Origin of the sequence: Bradyrhizobium sp. CIR48 (assembly GCF_014198315.1) — a bacterium.
Taxonomy (GTDB): Bacteria; Pseudomonadota; Alphaproteobacteria; order Rhizobiales; family Xanthobacteraceae; genus Bradyrhizobium.
The window spans coordinates 86,541-102,453 of record NZ_JACIHG010000018.1 but is presented as its reverse complement, the minus strand read 5'-3'; the positions used below and the strand labels follow the sequence as shown (position 1 = coordinate 102,453).

Here is a 15,913-nt window from a genome sequence, read left to right as displayed (position 1 = left end):
CGCTCATGCACGAAGTTGATGCCGCCCCACTGACTGCTACCCTGACGAGGGCTACGGACGACATCTGGATCGCCGACGATGCACCCATCAGTGCAGCGGGCTTGCGCCTGCCTGTTCGCATGACGGTCATCCGGTTGTCGAACGGCGACCTTATCCTGCACTCGCCGGTGCGATATTCGCGAGCTCTGCGCGATGAGCTGGAACGTCTGGGTTCGATCGAATATTTGATGGCGCCGAACGTTGCGCATTGGACGTTTTTGCTTGCTTGGCAGAGAGAGTTGCCGCAAGCACGGACCTTCGCGGCGCGCGGAATTTCGGCGCGGAAGCAGGCACGCGAGGCCGGCCTTCGCATTGATCGCGAGCTCGGCGAAACCACCCCTGAAGAGTGGGCGGTCGAGCTTGAGACCGTCTCGTTGCAGGCCCCGATATTTTCCGAGGTGGAGATATTCGACAAACGGAGCCGCACATTGGTCCTGACGGATCTCGTGCAAAATCTTGATCCTCATCATCTTCCTCGCTCGAATCAGGCCGCCGCAAGCCTGCTTGGCATCGCCAAGCCGGACGGGATTGCACCGATCTATTTGCGGATGTTGTTGCGCCTGGGCGGCCGTTCCGTCCAAGCCGCGGCAGAGCGGCTCGTGGGCCTTGCGCCCGAGCGGGTCATTTTTGCCCACGGCGACTGGTTCGAAACCGGCGGCGCACAGCGTCTCCGCCGGTCACTGCGATGGCTGCTTCCTAGGAGCACTTCGCGATCGCCAACCCGGTCAATGGCAGGCACGCGCGTGGTCATTACGGGGGCATCCAGCGGAATAGGCCGGGCTGCGGCGCTGGCATTTGCGCGGGAAGGGGCGAGCGTTGCGCTCGCCGCGCGGCGCGGCGAGGTCCTGAGTGGCCTAGCGGCGGAGTGCGAGGCGCTGGGAGGCCGCGCCCTGGAAGTCCCGACCGACGTCAGCGATGCCGAGGCGGTGCAGCGACTGGCCAGGCAGGCGGAGGACGCCTTCGGCGGGATCGACGTCTGGATCAACAATGCCGGCACGGGTGTGTTCGGCGCCTACCAGGACGCCGATCTTGCACTTCATCGCCGGACTGTTGAGGTCAATCTGCTGGGAGCGATGCACGGCGCCTTCGCAGTCCTTCCGATCTTCCTGCGCCAGAAGCGAGGCGTCCTGATCAACAATATCTCGCTTGGAGGATGGGCGCCGACACCGTTCGCTGCGGCCTATACAGCAAGCAAGTTCGGCCTGCGGGGATTCACGGCAAGCCTGCGGCAGGAGCTCGGGGCACATCCTCACATCCATGTCTGCGGTGTGTTCCCGGCGATGGTGGATACGCCGGGATTCGTCCACGGCGCCAACATGTCCGGGGAGAGGCTCGAACCGGGCCCATTGTTGTACCAGTCCGAAGACGTCGCCCAGACCTTTTTGAGCCTGGTTCGCGCGCCGCGCGATGAAATGGCCGTCGGGTGGCCGGCCCGTGCCGGTCAGATGGCCTACGCCGTGGCGCCGAAGCTGACCGAGGATTTGCTCGGAGGCGCGTTCCGGTTTCTCTTGTCGCGCGCGCGCCGGGCTCCGATTAGCGAGGGAAGCATGATCGAGGCGTCTCCGCCGGGCACGTCGGTCGATGGGGGTTGGCTGGCGCGGAAGCAGCTTCCGCCGGCTGGGGTCATCAGCGCAGGGCTAGCTGTGCTTGGAATAGCAGCGTGTGCGGCCATCGTAGCCTTGGCAGTTGCTCGTCCGCGCCGGCAGAGCGGGATAAGACGTCGCCGAGCATCCACGCATCGTACCGACGGGCATCATGGCAGCGAGTAGGCCCGCACGTAGGCGCCGAGCTTGGTGCCGAACGAGCCGTGCCCGCCATCGACCGTCACGACATATTGCTTGCCGCCTGCCTCATACGTCATCGGCGTCGATTGGCCGCCCGTCGCCGGCTTTTGCCGGGATAAAGATCGCGGGCGTGGTGCCGCCCATTCGAACGGAGATCGACCCGGCTCGGCTGCGAGGGCATGTCCATGTCCCAGACATCGTGATGCACGTTCTGGAATGACCAGCGCAGCTTCCCGGTCGTGATGTCGAGTGCGATCAGCGCTGAATCGTAGTGCTCCTTGTCAGGCGAACGGCCACCGCCCCAGATATCTGGAGAGCTCGAGCCGGGCGGGACATAGACGAGCCCGAGATTTTCATCGACCGCCGAGATGCCGTCGGCGTCACACCATTTCACGGCGAGCTCACCGTTCGGATCGGGTTGCTGGCGTCGAAGGCCCAGATCAGCCGCCCCGAATAGATGTCGAAGCTGCGGATCACGCCTGACGGGACCTTGTCGGAATAATTATCGATGACGGCACCACCGACGATCAGTACCTTGTCGGTCACGACGGGCGGCGAGGTACCCTCGTAGAAGCCGAACGTCTGGACCTCGCTACCTTCCTTGAGGTCGATCTGCCCATGATCGCCGAAGCTGGCACAAGGCGAGCCACTTTGGGCATCCAGCGCAAAGATCCGGCCGTCATTGGTCGGCACGAAGATGCGCTCCGGACAATCGCCTGGCGCCGTCGCGCCGTCGGCCGTCACGGCGCCCGGCTTCGTGGCGTGATAGGACACGCCGCGGCAGGTCATGTGCTGGAAGGCCTTGTTGTGCTGGACCTGTGGATCGAACTTCCAGCGCAACTGGCCGGTCGCCGCATCGAGCTCGAACACGATCTGGTGCGGCGAGCAGGTGTAGAGCAGATCACCGATCTTGAGCGGCGTTGCCTCGCTGGTGATCTCGTCGGGATCATCAGGACCCTTGTGATCGCCTGTGCGGAACTCCCAGGCGAGGCTTGAGATGCTTTACATTGGCTATAGTTATCTGGCGAGCGCGGAATAGCGCGCGCTGAAACCGCTGCCGCCATAACCCGTCCGGTCCTCGCCGGCGGTGGGCGGGGCTGCTTCGGAGGAGGCAACGGCGCCGGCGTCCGCGATGGTGTCGGCAAGGTCGTGACGATCGCGCGCCAGGGAGAAAGCGAGCACGCCAGCGGCCACGATCAGCACCAGGCCGAGCGCCCATCGCGCGGTCCGCATCTGCGGTATCAGGCGGCCCGCGATGAACGGCAACAGCAGCCAGACGCCCAATGGTGCAAGCACGTCGCCGCGAGCGCGAGCGACCAGAAATCCAGCCCGGCTTCCAGACCGCCCACGCCAAGGTGCCGAGCAGCAGCGCGGCATAGACCCAGAACGCCCCTGCGCGCGAGCAGCCAGCTCGTGAGGAGGAGCGTGATGCCGGCAACGAGATAGTAGACGGAGCCGCCAAGCGTCGCGAGCCAAGCGCCGCCGCCGATGAGTGCCAATCCGATGATCGCCACAATGACAACGGTGGTGGCCAGTATCGGCGTCGCGAAGCAATCTTGCCGAACGGTGGATGGAATTCATGTGGTTTACTTCAGCGTATAGAGAAACGCGGCAATGTCGCGTGCGTCCTTCTGCGGGATGCCCATTCTGGGCATGGCGTTGCCCGGCAACGCCCGCTGCGGATCTTCGATCCAGTCGGCCATGTTGTCCGGCGAATTCTGGATGTAGCCGGCGATGTAGCTCCGCGTGCCGATCCGCTGCAGCGGCGGGCCGACATTGCCGTCGGCACCTGCGATGCCGGGAATGTCGTGGCAGCTGCCGCAGTGATATTGTTTGACGAGCTCGGTGCCACGGCGCGCATCGCCCATGAAATTGTCGGGGCCGGTGGCCCTGCCTGCCTCGCAGGCCGCAGCGGTCACGGCCAGCAGCGAAGCGATGAGTAATCGAGTCGTCGGACTCACCATCGGCTGCTCCCTTTTCTAATCAGGGTTTTTGGCCGAAATTGAAGGTCTTCGTGGCGGACCACGGATCGGTCGTCGAGACTTGCTCGCTCGGGACTTGCTCGACCTCAGGCGACAGCGGATTGGCCGAGAAGGTCCGACCCCATTGCCGGCTGGGCTCGTTGCTGATCTTGCCGATATAGGTGACGAGATCCCAGATCACGCTGTCCGGCAGCACCCCGCCCCAGGCCGGCATGCCATTGGGGCGCCCCTGATAGATCGACAGGTAGATGTTCTCGGGCTGCGAGCCGTAGGTGAAGAGGTTGTTGCTCAGAGCCGGGCCCATGCCGCCGCCGCCATTCGGCGCGTGGCAGCCGACGCAATTGAAATTGACGAAATAGGTCATCCCGCGTTGCTCGGCATTGGGGTCACCCTGCACCGGGTTCTTGATCATAGGCGGATCCGGCTGCGCACCCGGCAAAAGAGTGGTCACGGGCACCTGCATGAACACGCCCGGTCGGCCATTGCCGACGCTGCCGCCGAAATTCGGGCGCGGCGCCAACATCGGCGTCTGCGCCTCCTGAGATTGTGGCAGGGTTTGCTGGGCGAGAGCTGGGCCGTTCAGGAAGGCCGCAAGCAGGAGGGACAGGGCGCTCGTGCGCGGCGCAGACATCATTGACGTCCTCCGGAGGCTGCGACCGGCACGTCGACCATAGGCACGCCGTAGCTCCGTAACAGTGCGGCAATCTCGGACCGATGCTCGTCGATGTAAGCATTCAGTTGATCGCGGAGCGCGCGGTCTCCTTTGCGTACCCCCATCGAGATGGCGAACTCAAACTGCTGAGGCGCAAAACGCTCGCCGTCCTGGATCGGCGTAACCGTCAGCGGCACCCTGGAGTGCCCGGAAAAGTATCCGGCGAGCGGACCCCAGGCCGCGGCGACGTCGATCTCGCCGCGCGCGACCGCCTCGATCAGGCGTGCAGGCGGATTGGCCTGACGATAATCTCCATAGATCGAATAGCCGCGAACATTGTCGACGATGCCCAGCTCGCCGAGCGCCTGCGCCGGCGGTGGATTGTTGCCCTCATCGCCTACGAGATGAACGCCGATCACCAGACGATGCAGGCGCGGGTCGAGCAGCGAAGACAGATCGAGATGCGCGTCCTGGCGGCTGACGAAGACGTAGGTGGAGCGATAATAGGGTTTTGTGGTCTCCACGAGTTCGTAGCCGGAAGGCACCCCTATCACGACGTCGCATTTTTCCGTCTTGAGCGTGTTGCGGATGAAGCCCCGACGCTGTGCCCACCAGGTGAAGGACACCGAGCGTCCCAGCGCCTCGGCCACCATGGAGGCAAGCTTGTTCTCGAAGCCGGCTTCCGTGTTGTTGGAAAATGGCAGATTGTTTGGATCGGCGCAGACACGAAGCGTGCCATTCGGCGCGGCGAATGCGGGGAACGCGATTCCGGTCAGGCCGGCAAGCGCAAGTGCAAGAGTAAGGGCGGCGCAATCACTGCGGAGGTGCATGGCTGTTGTCCTGACCACTGGCGCCGCCGAGCTTGAACACCAGGAGCTCGCTGCCGCCCGTGGTGTAGAACGGAAGATCCTGCATCGCACCGGTGAAACCGAGCGCACCATTGCGTACGCGCTGATCGACCTCTACATTCGCCACCACGCCGGGCCAGCCGCCGACACCTGAGAGGATTGCGATGTATTGCTGCCCATCCGAGCCGCGATAGGAGATTGGTTGTCCGACGAACCCGGAGCCTGCGCGGAACTGCCAGAGCACGTTGCCCTTTTTGGCGTCCACTGCCTTAAACAGGCGGTCCATCGTTCCGTAGAAGGCGACGTCGCCTGCAGTCACCAGCGCGCCACTCCAGACCGGCAGCTTTTCGTGAATTTCCCAGACCTTCTTGCGCGCGACCGGATCCCACGCCATGAACTCGCCGCGATGGCCGCCCGGGCCGGCATACATGTCGACATCGGCACCGACATAGGGCGTGCCGGCGATATAACCGACCTGCGACGCCTTGAAGTTCATGCAGAGATGCTGATGTGGAACGTACAGAAGCTTGGTGCGCGGTGACCACGCTGACGGCTGCCAATCCTTGGCGCCCGGCGCGCTCGGGCAGATGTTCTCGACCGTCTTGCCGACCAGGGGAGTCTTCTCCTCATTCGGGATGATCTTGCCGGTCTTGAAGTCAACGCCCTTGTAGGCGTTCACGAATTCATAGGCGTCCGCCGAGATCACTTCGCCGGTGGCGCGGTCCATGACGTACATGTAGCCGTTGCGGCCAGGATGAATCAGCACCTTGCGCGGCTGACCATTCAGCTCGAGGTCGACCAATACGTTCTCGTTGATCTCGTCATGATCGAACAGATCGTGCGGGTTGACCTGATACGCCCATTTGGCATGGCCATTGTCGGGATCGCGCGCGAAAATGGTCGTGCTCCAGAGATTGTCGCCGCTTCGCTGGTTCGCATTCCATGGACTGGGATTTGCGGTGCCGTAGTAGATCAGGTTGAGGTCGGGATCGTAGGAGATCCATCCCCACATGGTGCCGCCGCCCACCTGCCAGCGGTCGGCAGGCCAGCTATTGACGCCGAGATCCTTGCCCTTGAGGTTGTCGTAGAACGGCTTGAAGTCGTCGCCGATCAAGACGTCCTTGTCGGGACCCGTGGCGTAGGCGCGCCAGGCGATGGCTCCGGTGTTCTCGTCGAGCGCGGTAACCCAGCCGCGCACGCCCATCTCTCCGCCGCTGTTGCCGATGAGAACCTTGCCCTTGACGATGACGGGCGCCATCGTGATGGTCTCGCCCTTGTTGATCTCGCCGAGCTTCGTGTGCCAAAGCTCCTTCCCCGTTTTGGCATCGAGTGCGACGGAATGATTGTCGAGCGTATTGAGGAAGATCTTGCCGTTGTCGAAGGCAAGCCCGCGATTCACGACGTCGCAACAGGCAACGCCCGCCGCAGCAGGCTCCGGCTTCGGCGCATAAGACCATTTCAACTCGCCCGTTGTTGCGTCCAGCGCGAACACACGGTTCGGGTAGGGGCCGGCATAGGGGCCGACCACATACATGGTCCCGTCGACCACAAGGGGGGCGGCCTCCTGACCGCGATCCGCTCCGATCGAGAACGTCCAAGCGAGCTGCAGGCGTGAGGCATTGCCTGCGTTGATCTGATCGAGCTCGCTGTAACGGGTGTTGGCGTAGTCGCGCGCAGCCATCGGCCACTGATCGGGATCCTTCATGCGACTGGCCAGATCGGTCTGGGCAAAGCTAGGCGATAACAATGCGAGGCCTGCGCAGAGCGTACTCAGTACTCCCCACAGCAATCGCCTGAGGCCGAAACCTAACATAAGTGAAGATCTCCACGGCATCGACGAGGCCTTGCCCAGGCCGGTTTGCGAACGTACAAACGTTTGGCTTCCGCTTGGTTCCTAAGCTCTGCGGAGTGTCGCTATCTCACGACATTTCCCGAGACGCCGGCACCGAGATCGACGGCGATCTGGTCTTCCTTGCCGTTGCACTTGGGATGACCGAAGCCCGACGGGCTTTTGCCGTCAGGCCCGATGTCGTAGATGATCGCGTCCTTCATGTTGGGGCTGACGCCGGTCGGCACGTGATCGAGGCCGAGGAAGTGTCGCACGCGCCAGGCGACATTGTGATCCGCACAAGAGCTGTCGCCGCTGACGCCGAGCGCGCCGGCAATGCCGTTGCCGTCATAGAGTGCGAGCCCGCCGCCGAACACGATCACGCCGCCAACGGGCTTGCCGACCATCGGATCTTTTGCCGTGCCGAACTCCTCTGGCGTGCCCGCATAGATAACTTCCGGAGACGGCGGATTGCTGAGCGCCGCGCCGAACAGGAAGCCGCCGGGTTGGGCGCCCGCGTAGAGATTGGCAGTGGCCATCGCCTTGTTTTTCAGGCTGAACGCATTTGCCGTGTTGGCCTTCTCGGCGGCGATGGCGCGGCTGCCGAGCCATTGGTCGTCGACCTTGCTGCCGCTGTAGGCGACGGCGCAAACCACTCCCTGCCGGTTCACCACGGCAGCCCACTCGTTGTTGTCGAGGCCGCCATTGCTGGGGCCGCCGCTGGGCTTGACGCTTTTCTTCAGGATGTCCGCCAGCTGATCATGGTCGACCGGACATGACATTCCCGGGCGCGGCTGATCTTGCGCTGTCGCGCCTTGCAGCATCGCAAGAGCGGCCGCGATGATAACAGTCGCTCGGACGGTTCGTATGCCCATATGGCCTCCACGGGATGGTCGAGAGTCAGCTGGCGAACGTTGCATTACAGCCGCGGTTCCTATGTTCGCCGTGGGTCTAAGGTCATTCAGCCGGCATGCCGAGCCGCTGGAATGTGGCAGTGCGCAGGAATCGTGATGAGCCAACGATAGGCGAAGAACAGCGCTGCGCCGGTGTAGAGCATACCCATGGGCACCCACATCAAAATGCCCGCGAGCTGCTGATCTTCCAGGGGAGACAAACCGAATTCGCTGGCGAGTGCGCCTTGTCCCGGAACCCAAATGCGTGTCGACAGCGTCAGCAGTGCTCCGAGCACGCCGGAATGCAGGACGGTGACGAACAGGCAAGCGATCGCGATCCCGTCCCGCAGCCGCAGGCTGCGTCCGACGCCGCGGCCATGGAAAAGCACCCACCAGAACAACAGCGCGGTCGCAAAGAAGCTGATGTGCTGGAGGCGGTGGATGGCGGTGTTTTCGAGTGCCCACGCATAGAGAGGCGGCGCGTGCCAAGCCCAGAGCGCCAAACCATGCAGGGCGGTCGCGCTGACAGGATGGCTGATGACGGCCCATGGCCGCGCCAGAGTCGACCAACACAAGAGACGGCCCGCAGCGGGACGCAGCGAGGCGGGCAGGCTCCACATTATCGGCCCGTTGATCCGGGCGTAGGCTATCAGCGGCGCGCCGACCACCATGAGCAGCTCGTGCTCAATCATGTGCGCCGTGAACAGGCGCTCCCCGAGCCAATGCAGCGGCGATGTCAGCGTGAGCGCGACCACCAGCCATCCAGTCCAGAATGCGCCGACCTGACGGAAGCTGACACCGCGGCCGCCGCCGGCATGGCGCCACAGCCGCTGCGTGCCGACATAGAAGCCGATGCCGACGACATAAAGCGGCGCCAGTAGCCAGGGATCGGAGCTCCAGAGCGAGCCCGTGTCGACGTCCGCGATGCCGTGCGCCATTGCAGGCGTTGCCATGAGGCCAAGCAGGAACGCCAACAGGCTCAGCGCAGGCATGGGCTGATCATGAGCGATGCCGCAAGCTGGTTTAGGATCACCAGCGCAAACAGCACGCCGGAGCCGACGCCGAGCCACGCCATGAACGTCCGGGGGCCGCCGCCTTGGGCATCGGTCCACTGAGCCCCCGCGCCGCGCCGGACCGCGCGTGCCGATATCACTGTGCCCGCGAGGGCGACAACGACCAGGACCGTGCTCATGATCGTGCCGGTAAGCTTCGTCGTCTCGCACGAGAAATGGGCGAGCGCATAGACGCCTTGCAGGTTGATGCCCCAGGCTAGCGGCCCCAGGGCGACACCGGACCAATAAAGCAGTCTGGTATGTCTTTCGGCGGCGGTCATAGGCGCGGCACCCAGTCGAGCAGGACGTAGAGTGGCAGCCAGGCCAGCACGACAAAATTCCAGTAGAACACGTTATCGGTGACGTCGCTGAACCGGCGCGGCTTGGCGTGCCGGGTGAACATCAGCACTGCCAGCACGATCGTGTCGCCGACGTCGGTGGCAAGGTGGGTCGTGTGCAGTCCCAGGATCAACCAGACGATCGATCCGTAGGCCGAGTTGTCCCAGCGCGTGTTGAGATGAGCGAATTCGAAGCCGCGCAGGACGAGCAGGGCAATTCCGATCAGCGCCATCACGATGAGGCCTGGGCGTACTTTCGCAAGGTCCTGCCGATGAGCGACGCGATTGGTCATCTCGTTCGGAATGATGCTCAGGAGATAGATGATGGTCTCGGCCGTGCCGGGCCAAAGATCGGGAGGCGCTGCGCCAATCGGCCAGTTCGGATTGACGGCATAGAGATAGAGGTAGGCGCCGATCGCGATGGCAAATCCCATCCCCTCCAGCGCCATGAAGCCGATGGCGCCCCACCAGGGGCCGCTGCGCGGACCGTAGCCATAGGTAGGCAGCTCGGCGACATTGCAGACGATTGTTTGTCTCACTCTTCGTCCTCCTTGCTGCCGGCCGGCCAGAACCAGCCGATCAAGGCGACAGCCATCGGCGGCGTGCCCCACAGCACTGCCCAAGGCGTAAAGATCGAGCCGATGAAGAACACCGTTGTCGCGATGGCCGTCAGGAGCGGCCAGATGCTCGGCTCGGGAGACGCCTCCCGGATCTGCGGCTCCGCTTCGGCCAGCGATGTCAGGAGCACCTCTCGCCGCTCGACGCTGAGGCCGGCAACGACAGCCAGGCTCGCGTTGTCGAGCCAGAGCGGATCGCGGTGCTTGACCACGGGAATGCGGTCGAAATTCTGCGGCGGCGGCGGTGAGGACGTCGCCCACTCCAGGGTGGAGGCATCCCAGGGATTATCGCCCGCCAGCGTGCCGCTGCGCAGACTGAGGATCACATTGACGAGCAGCAGCGCAAAGCTGAGCGCAAAAATAGCGGCTCCGCCGCTGGACAGCAGGTTGAGGTGCGCCCAATCCATGTCGGCGGTGTAGGTGTAGACGCGGCGCGGCATCCCGATCAACCCGAGAATGTGCATCGGGAAGAACGCGACATTGAAGCCGACAAAGGCGAGCCAGAAGTTCCAGCGGCCGAGCCACTCGCTCAGCATCCGGCCGGTGATCTTGGGAAACCAATAGTAGACCGCGCCAATGAGCGGGAATACGGCGCCGCCGATCAGGACGTAATGGAAGTGGGCGACGACGAAATAGGTGTCATGCACCTGGGTGTCGATTGGGACCGACGCGACCATCACGCCGGACAGTCCGCCAAGCACGAAAATGACGATAAAGCCGATCACGAACAGGAGCGGGGTGCGGTAGACCGGGCGGCCATCCCAGAGCGTTGCCAGCCAACAAAATATCTGTAGACCGCTTGGCACCGCGATCAGCATGCTGGACGCCGTGAACAGGCCGGCGCCGAGTTGGGGCAGACCGGTTACGAACATGTGGTGGACCCACAGGCCGAACGACAAAAAGCCCGTCGCGATCAGCGAAACGATGATGACCGGGTAGCCCACCACCGGCCGGCGCGCGAATGTGGCGAGGATCGCCGAGACCATGCCCGTACCGGGAATGAAGATGATGTAGACCTCGGGGTGGCCGAAGAACCAGAACAGATGCTGCCAGAGCAGGGGATGCCCGCCCGAAGACGAATCGTAAAAGCGCGTGTTGACGAGGCGGTCCAGGATCAGCGACGTCGATGCGACCATGATTGACGGCATCGCGAACATTACGAGGAGCGCCGTAACCAGTATCGCCCAGACGAAGAGGGGGATACGGTCGAGCGTCATGCCGGGCGCACGCTGCTTGAACACGGTCACGACGATCTCGACGGAAACCGCGAGCGCGGCGACCTCGGTGAAGGTGATCATCTGCGCCCAGACATCTGGGCGCTTCGTCGGCGTGTACTGCAGCGATGCCAGCGGAACATAGGCAAACCAGCCGACATCAGGGCCGACGTTCACCGCAAAGGAGATCCAGAGGAAGCAGCCTCCGAACAGGAACATCCAGTAGCTGAAGGCATTCAGGCGCGGGAAAGCAAGGTTTCGCGTTCCGACCATCAGCGGGACGAGATAGACGGCGAAGGCCTCCATGATAGGCACGGCGAACAGGAACATCATCGTCGAGCCGTGCATCGTGAAGATCTGGTTGTACTTGTCCGCCGACAGGAACGTGTTCTCGGGTCGGGCGAGCTGAACGCGCATGAGCACCGCGAGAAGTCCTCCGAGCAGCAGGAACGCGAATGCCGTGACGATGTAGCGGCGCCCCACGACCTTGTGGTCCACCGACATCAGTGCGCCGAAAAAGCCGGAAGGTGTGCGCCAGATGCCCTCGAGCCGGGTCGAAAGCTGGAGACCATTCAGAGCGTCATCGCGCAGCTCGCGTTGCTCGGCCACCATGCTCACTTGAGCTGCTCCAGATAGTGAAGGATCGCGATGAGCTCATCCGATTGCAGCGGCATCCTCGGCATCATGTTGCCGGGTTTGATGTGCTGGGGATCGGCGATCCAGGCGGCGAGGGTTGCCGATGACATCGGCAGCGTTCCGGCTGCAAGCGTTGTTCGGTTTCCGACGTGAGTGAGGTCGGGGCCGAGCTGCCCGCCGGCAAGCGTCCCGCGGACGGTATGGCAGAGCGCACAGCCTCTTCCGCGGAACAGCTGCTCGCCCTGCTTGCCGAGCGGGTCGGTCGGGCTGCTTGCGCTCTGGTTTTCGTGATCGCGCCAGCGGCCGAATTCGTCCGGCGATAGCGCGAGCACGGCGAAGGCCATGTGCGCGTGCTGAAGGCCGCAAAATTCGGCGCATTGGCCGCGATAGACGCCGGCATTTTTCGCCGTGAATTGAAGCTCGTTCTTCTGCCCGGTGATCAGATCCATCTTTCCGGTCAGGCTCGGGACCCAGAAGCTGTGGATCACATCGGCGGATTCAAGCTCGACCTTCACCGGTTGCCCGGTCGGAATGCGGACCTCGTTCGCGGTGACGAAGCTCTTGTCGGGGCTGTCGTCCTCGTATCGGACTTCCCACCACCATTGATGGCCTATAATCTTGAGGGTGAGAGCGTGCTCGTCCTTGGCGAAGACGGTGCGCTGACCGGCATAGCTGACGATCGAGAGCCCGAGCACGATGACGAGGGTTGCGAGCCCCAAGGCAAAGACGACGCGGCCGGTCGTTTGCTCAAAGGGCGCGTCCAGTGCGAGGGGTTGGTCAGCCCCGCGCTTCCGGCGCAGCATGCTCACGCAAAGCACGATCACCACGGCGATCCAGACGACGGCCGCCACGATCAGGAAGATGAAGAGGGTGTGGAGGATCTCGTCAGATTGAAGTCCCTGCGGATCGAGCACGGACTGGCGGCCGGCACATGCGGCCAGCGGCAACGTCGTAAATGGCACCAGAGCCGTTCGTATCCGGACGGGCATCGATGTTCGCCGTGCTCTCCTGTTGCAGGGCGAACCGGTCAATCCTATGAAGGTTCCTATTGCAGCGAGGCGGCTGGTCTCACAAGTCAGAAGGGCCAGCCCCTGGCTGCGATGAAGATTGCCCCGTCAGCCACGGCCATCAGCAGCAAGACAAGGACTATGGCAATCATCGCTCCGGGCTGGGCGATCGCGCGAAGGTCTTCGAACATATATCGTCCTCCGCGTTCGATCACCTTGCCATCAGCTTTTGTCGATCATCGCGGCGTTGCGTCGCTTCGGTGTTCCGGTCAAGATGGGCGCATTCGCTACGACGCCAACTGCGAGCAAGCTGCCGTGGTTCCTAAGCGCGGGAACGCGGCGGGACGTCATGAGAGCGCTGTGATCAGAATTGGGGTGATCTCGGACACGCACGGGCTCCTACGGCCAGAAGTGGCGCCTTGCCTTAACGGAGTCGCGCATATCATTCATGCCCGCGATATCGGTGCCGGGTAGGTGCTCGAAGGGCTGCGCACGATTGCGCCTGTCACTGCGATTCGGGGGAATGTCGATACCGGCCATTGGGCGCGGGACTATCGGGATACGGAGACTGTGCGCCTCGGCCGGTACGACTTCTACATCCTGCATGATCTGAACGGGCTCGGGAGCAAACCTGCGCCTGAGGGCACCGCTGCCGTGATTTGCGGTCATTCGCACCGGGGAGCGTCAGGACGGTTGACGAGGTTCTTTATCTCAATCCCGGGGGCGCCGGGCCGCGACGCTTCAAGCTTCCGATCACGCTTGCGACGCTCGATCTAGACGAGAGCGGCGAGCTTCGACCGATCGTGCACACGCTCGGTCGGTCCTAGCGCCGACATATGGCGCTTGGACGAAGAGGTCTGACTGCGGGTCAGGAACGCTTGCCGTCGCTTCCGTCACCGGCGCAAACTCCGGAGCCGCTCCCGAGCCGATCTGGCCCCCTCATTCCGGCGACCGTGCCGGAGGACTCCGTCAAAAATTTCGGCAAGCAGGTGCCGACGCAGCGCGCCGGAAAGCCCTCCGAGCTCGCGGCGGCCTATGTGCTGCTGCCCAACCCGCTCTCGAGCTATGCGTCGGGGGCCACGTTGGCCGTCAGCCGTTCATCTGTTCCAATGCACACAGGTGCGGGGCGGCGCCCGCGTTCAGCAATCCTGGTTGCGGCTAGCAATTCAGGACGTACCGTTTCGGGATGATGTCTGTCTAGGAGTATTTTGCCCGACGCGTCAAGCTGGATTCGAAAAAACAGAAGTACGTCGCGATCGGCCGCTAATCCATTGATTCCATTGTGGGTTACTGTGCATGGGGTTATTTTCGCGCTTCTGTTGTTGCAAGCCGATCGAGGAACCGCACGGGCAGCGAACGGTTGCTTCGAACCTGCCACACGAGGTTTCCCATGGACCTGAAAGACGCGTCCGCAATGACCGAAGCATCCGGCCTTTCTGATGATCCCAGCGTTGGTAACCCCTCGGCAGCAACCGGCGCCCGGAGAGCGGAAACCCCGCGGCATGGAGCACCTGCGAAGGCAGCCACAGCGCTCATTTCCCCAGCAACTGCGGGACATCGCCATCGCGGCACCGCTCCGGTCCCTGGCCGCGGCATTGGTGTCGGCGTTATGGTCGCCCGCCGACGCCAGGCATCCGATGCATCGTCGACGATCCTGTCGCCCGCCGGGAGGCCAACCGATGCGTCTTCGATCGGTAGATGTTGTGCCGCGACCGAGCAAGCCGAGTTAGGAACATCTCTCCCGGCGACATGTTTTCGAGGCAGTCACGGGAGAACAGCATGGATCAGAACGACCACACCATCGTTCGGTCACGGCAGAACAGCGCAGTGGCTGGATGGTCGGCGCCATCTTCGTCATAGCGGTCGTCGCGGCAGTCTTCTACAATGGACGCGATGTCGGACATCAGACCACCACCACGACTCCGAACAACGCCCCGGCTCGACCTCATCCAGCAAGTGAACGCGCGCTACGCCGTTTCGAGACCGGAGCGCGACAGGCAGGAAATAAGAGCACGGGATCGCTGCAGATCATTTCCTGACCGTGCACTGGGAAGTGAGAAGCGAGGAACGCAAGCCGCGCCCGCCGCGTTCATTCAGCGAAGGAACCTCGCGGACTTGTCGTGCTTATCAGCGGAGGGGGATTCGCCCCGACGAGTGAAAAATATGGAGCTTCGGCAGCAGACGGCCCAGCCATCGCTGGCGCGAACTGTTGAAGAGGTCGCGATTAGCCGACAACCCCACGATCCCCTACAGAGTTGAAGGAGGTCGTGGTGGCCCAACCGACCGAAAAGAAAATCGAGAAGCGCACCTATGAAATATGGGAGCGGAACGGCAAACCCGAAGGCAGGGAGGAAGAATTCTTCCAGTTGGCGAACCAGGAGTTGCGAAATGAGGACAGGTCATAACCCCTCCGCACTCCAGGCAGCCTGTAGAGAGGAGAGCGCTTGCCGAATGTCTCATTTCGCAGCAGCCGAAACCATATTGCTGTACTTTGTGCTGCCCCTTTGGCTATTGGCCGGCTTTGCTGATTACCTTTGCCATCGCGCTTCTCGGATTGAGATAACGAGCGGTTATAAGGAAACTCTGCTTCATCTATTGATGTTGATCGAGCTGGCGATACCGATGCTGGCGGCGATTTTTTTGGAGATTAACGCTCTTATTATCGCGACTATGATCGCGGGCTTTGTTGCGCATCAGCTGACAGCCCTCTGGGACACAACATTCGCTAGCCATAAGCGGCTCATCACGCCCATCGAACAGCAGGTCCATAGTTTTCTTGAACTGATGCCCCTCATGGCGATGGTCATCGTGATTATCTTGAACTGGCCGCAATTCCTTAGCCTCTGGGGGATGGGGTCTGAGCCCGCACGCTACGAACTCGTCTTGAAGCGAGAGCCATTACCCTGGACCTACGTGGCTGCATTCTTATTCGCAGTCCTGCTGTTTGAAGTCCTTCCCTATATGGAGGAATTCGTTCGAGGTTTGCGATCGCGGAACAGGGCTTAGCTCCGAACGCGGAGGAC

The 15,913-nt window shown here is 62.6% G+C and carries 17 protein-coding genes and 2 pseudogenes; 5 read left to right on the top strand and 14 right to left on the bottom strand.

What is annotated here, in order from left to right; all coding sequences use genetic code 11:
* Positions 1-5 precede the first annotated feature (5 nt).
* Positions 6-1,808 carry an SDR family oxidoreductase gene (locus GGD66_RS38375; RefSeq protein WP_183261769.1) on the top strand — a complete coding sequence of 601 codons (1,803 nt, stop codon included), beginning with the start codon at positions 6-8 and terminating at the stop codon, positions 1,806-1,808.
* A gap of 88 nt (positions 1,809-1,896) precedes the next feature.
* Here GGD66_RS38375 and GGD66_RS42315 read toward each other — a convergent pair whose 3' ends face one another.
* From GGD66_RS42315 to GGD66_RS42130, 14 genes are all read right to left on the bottom strand, one after another.
* Positions 1,897-2,217, bottom strand: coding sequence for a PQQ-binding-like beta-propeller repeat protein (locus GGD66_RS42315; protein WP_026202666.1), 321 nt, complete (start codon positions 2,215-2,217; stop codon positions 1,897-1,899).
* Positions 2,214-2,696 (bottom strand): PQQ-binding-like beta-propeller repeat protein, encoded by a 483-nt coding sequence (locus GGD66_RS41840; protein WP_312014224.1) that lies wholly within the window; start codon positions 2,694-2,696, stop codon positions 2,214-2,216. The genes GGD66_RS42315 and GGD66_RS41840 overlap by 4 nt, the downstream gene beginning before the upstream one ends.
* Before the next feature lie 144 nt (positions 2,697-2,840).
* Positions 2,841-3,119, bottom strand: a complete 279-nt coding sequence (locus GGD66_RS41835; protein WP_246783513.1) for a hypothetical protein — start codon at positions 3,117-3,119, stop codon at positions 2,841-2,843.
* Positions 3,120-3,409: 290 nt separating this feature from the next.
* Entirely contained in the window at positions 3,410-3,787 is a 378-nt protein-coding gene (locus tag GGD66_RS38365; protein ID WP_183238165.1) for a cytochrome c family protein, read from the bottom strand.
* A gap of 19 nt (positions 3,788-3,806) precedes the next feature.
* On the bottom strand, positions 3,807-4,436 hold the full coding sequence (locus tag GGD66_RS38360; RefSeq protein ID WP_183238211.1) for a cytochrome c: 630 nt from the start codon (positions 4,434-4,436) through the stop codon (positions 3,807-3,809).
* The gene (locus GGD66_RS38355) at positions 4,436-5,287 is read right to left on the bottom strand and encodes a substrate-binding domain-containing protein (RefSeq protein WP_018322019.1); all 852 of its coding nucleotides are present in this window, start codon (positions 5,285-5,287) and stop codon (positions 4,436-4,438) included. Before GGD66_RS38355 ends, GGD66_RS38360 begins: the two co-directional genes overlap by 1 nt.
* Positions 5,271-7,118, bottom strand: coding sequence for a methanol/ethanol family PQQ-dependent dehydrogenase (locus GGD66_RS38350; RefSeq protein ID WP_183238166.1), 1,848 nt, complete (start codon positions 7,116-7,118; stop codon positions 5,271-5,273). Before GGD66_RS38350 ends, GGD66_RS38355 begins: the two co-directional genes overlap by 17 nt.
* Positions 7,119-7,219: 101 nt before the next feature.
* The gene (locus GGD66_RS38345; protein ID WP_246789170.1) at positions 7,220-8,008 is read right to left on the bottom strand and encodes a heme-binding protein; all 789 of its coding nucleotides are present in this window, start codon (positions 8,006-8,008) and stop codon (positions 7,220-7,222) included.
* 86 nt (positions 8,009-8,094) lie between these two features.
* Positions 8,095-9,018 carry a cytochrome c oxidase assembly protein gene (locus GGD66_RS38340; protein ID WP_018322016.1) on the bottom strand — a complete coding sequence of 308 codons (924 nt, stop codon included), beginning with the start codon at positions 9,016-9,018 and terminating at the stop codon, positions 8,095-8,097.
* On the bottom strand, positions 9,006-9,359 hold the full coding sequence (locus tag GGD66_RS38335; RefSeq protein WP_018322015.1) for a hypothetical protein: 354 nt from the start codon (positions 9,357-9,359) through the stop codon (positions 9,006-9,008). The genes GGD66_RS38340 and GGD66_RS38335 overlap by 13 nt, the downstream gene beginning before the upstream one ends.
* Complete coding sequence (locus tag GGD66_RS38330; protein WP_018322014.1) at positions 9,356-9,955, bottom strand: cytochrome c oxidase subunit 3; 600 nt, start codon at positions 9,953-9,955, stop codon at positions 9,356-9,358. The genes GGD66_RS38335 and GGD66_RS38330 overlap by 4 nt, the downstream gene beginning before the upstream one ends.
* Entirely contained in the window at positions 9,952-11,859 is a 1,908-nt protein-coding gene (ctaD, locus tag GGD66_RS38325; protein WP_183261775.1) for a cytochrome c oxidase subunit I, read from the bottom strand. Before ctaD ends, GGD66_RS38330 begins: the two co-directional genes overlap by 4 nt.
* A gap of 2 nt (positions 11,860-11,861) precedes the next feature.
* Entirely contained in the window at positions 11,862-12,845 is a 984-nt protein-coding gene (gene coxB, locus GGD66_RS38320; RefSeq protein WP_245283345.1) for a cytochrome c oxidase subunit II, read from the bottom strand.
* Positions 12,846-12,958: 113 nt separating this feature from the next.
* On the bottom strand, positions 12,959-13,081 hold the full coding sequence (locus GGD66_RS42130; protein WP_018322011.1) for a hypothetical protein: 123 nt from the start codon (positions 13,079-13,081) through the stop codon (positions 12,959-12,961).
* A 169-nt stretch (positions 13,082-13,250) separates the two neighbouring features.
* Here GGD66_RS42130 and GGD66_RS41830 point away from each other — a divergent pair.
* From GGD66_RS41830 to GGD66_RS38305, 4 genes and pseudogenes are all read left to right on the top strand, one after another.
* Positions 13,251-13,717 (top strand): annotated as a pseudogene (locus GGD66_RS41830) (metallophosphoesterase family protein).
* 80 nt (positions 13,718-13,797) lie between these two features.
* A pseudogene (locus GGD66_RS41825) lies at positions 13,798-13,984 on the top strand (NAD(P)-dependent oxidoreductase); the annotation flags it as partial.
* Between the two features lie 1,176 nt (positions 13,985-15,160).
* Positions 15,161-15,295: a DUF2934 domain-containing protein gene (locus tag GGD66_RS38310; protein WP_183238167.1), complete on the top strand. Its 135-nt coding sequence runs from the start codon at positions 15,161-15,163 to the stop codon at positions 15,293-15,295.
* Between the two features lie 46 nt (positions 15,296-15,341).
* A complete protein-coding gene (locus GGD66_RS38305) occupies positions 15,342-15,896 on the top strand; it encodes a hypothetical protein (RefSeq protein ID WP_020508791.1) in 555 nt (184 codons plus the stop codon).
* Positions 15,897-15,913: the final 17 nt, after the last annotated feature.

What these genes read in the sequence shown, in the direction of transcription:
- GGD66_RS38375 (WP_183261769.1), top strand. Translation starts at nt 6, where the DNA reads ATGCACGAAGTTGATGCCGCCCCACTGACTGCTACCCTGACGAGGGCT.
- GGD66_RS38365 (WP_183238165.1), bottom strand. Translation starts at nt 3,787, where the DNA reads ATGGTGAGTCCGACGACTCGATTACTCATCGCTTCGCTGCTGGCCGTG.
- GGD66_RS38360 (WP_183238211.1), bottom strand. Translation starts at nt 4,436, where the DNA reads ATGTCTGCGCCGCGCACGAGCGCCCTGTCCCTCCTGCTTGCGGCCTTC.
- GGD66_RS38355 (WP_018322019.1), bottom strand. Translation starts at nt 5,287, where the DNA reads ATGCACCTCCGCAGTGATTGCGCCGCCCTTACTCTTGCACTTGCGCTT.
- GGD66_RS38350 (WP_183238166.1), bottom strand. Translation starts at nt 7,118, where the DNA reads ATGTTAGGTTTCGGCCTCAGGCGATTGCTGTGGGGAGTACTGAGTACG.
- GGD66_RS38345 (WP_246789170.1), bottom strand. Translation starts at nt 8,008, where the DNA reads ATGGGCATACGAACCGTCCGAGCGACTGTTATCATCGCGGCCGCTCTT.
- GGD66_RS38340 (WP_018322016.1), bottom strand. Translation starts at nt 9,018, where the DNA reads ATGCCTGCGCTGAGCCTGTTGGCGTTCCTGCTTGGCCTCATGGCAACG.
- GGD66_RS38335 (WP_018322015.1), bottom strand. Translation starts at nt 9,359, where the DNA reads ATGACCGCCGCCGAAAGACATACCAGACTGCTTTATTGGTCCGGTGTC.
- ctaD (WP_183261775.1), bottom strand. Translation starts at nt 11,859, where the DNA reads ATGGTGGCCGAGCAACGCGAGCTGCGCGATGACGCTCTGAATGGTCTC.
- GGD66_RS42130 (WP_018322011.1), bottom strand. Translation starts at nt 13,081, where the DNA reads ATGTTCGAAGACCTTCGCGCGATCGCCCAGCCCGGAGCGATGATTGCC.
- GGD66_RS38305 (WP_020508791.1), top strand. Translation starts at nt 15,342, where the DNA reads ATGTCTCATTTCGCAGCAGCCGAAACCATATTGCTGTACTTTGTGCTG.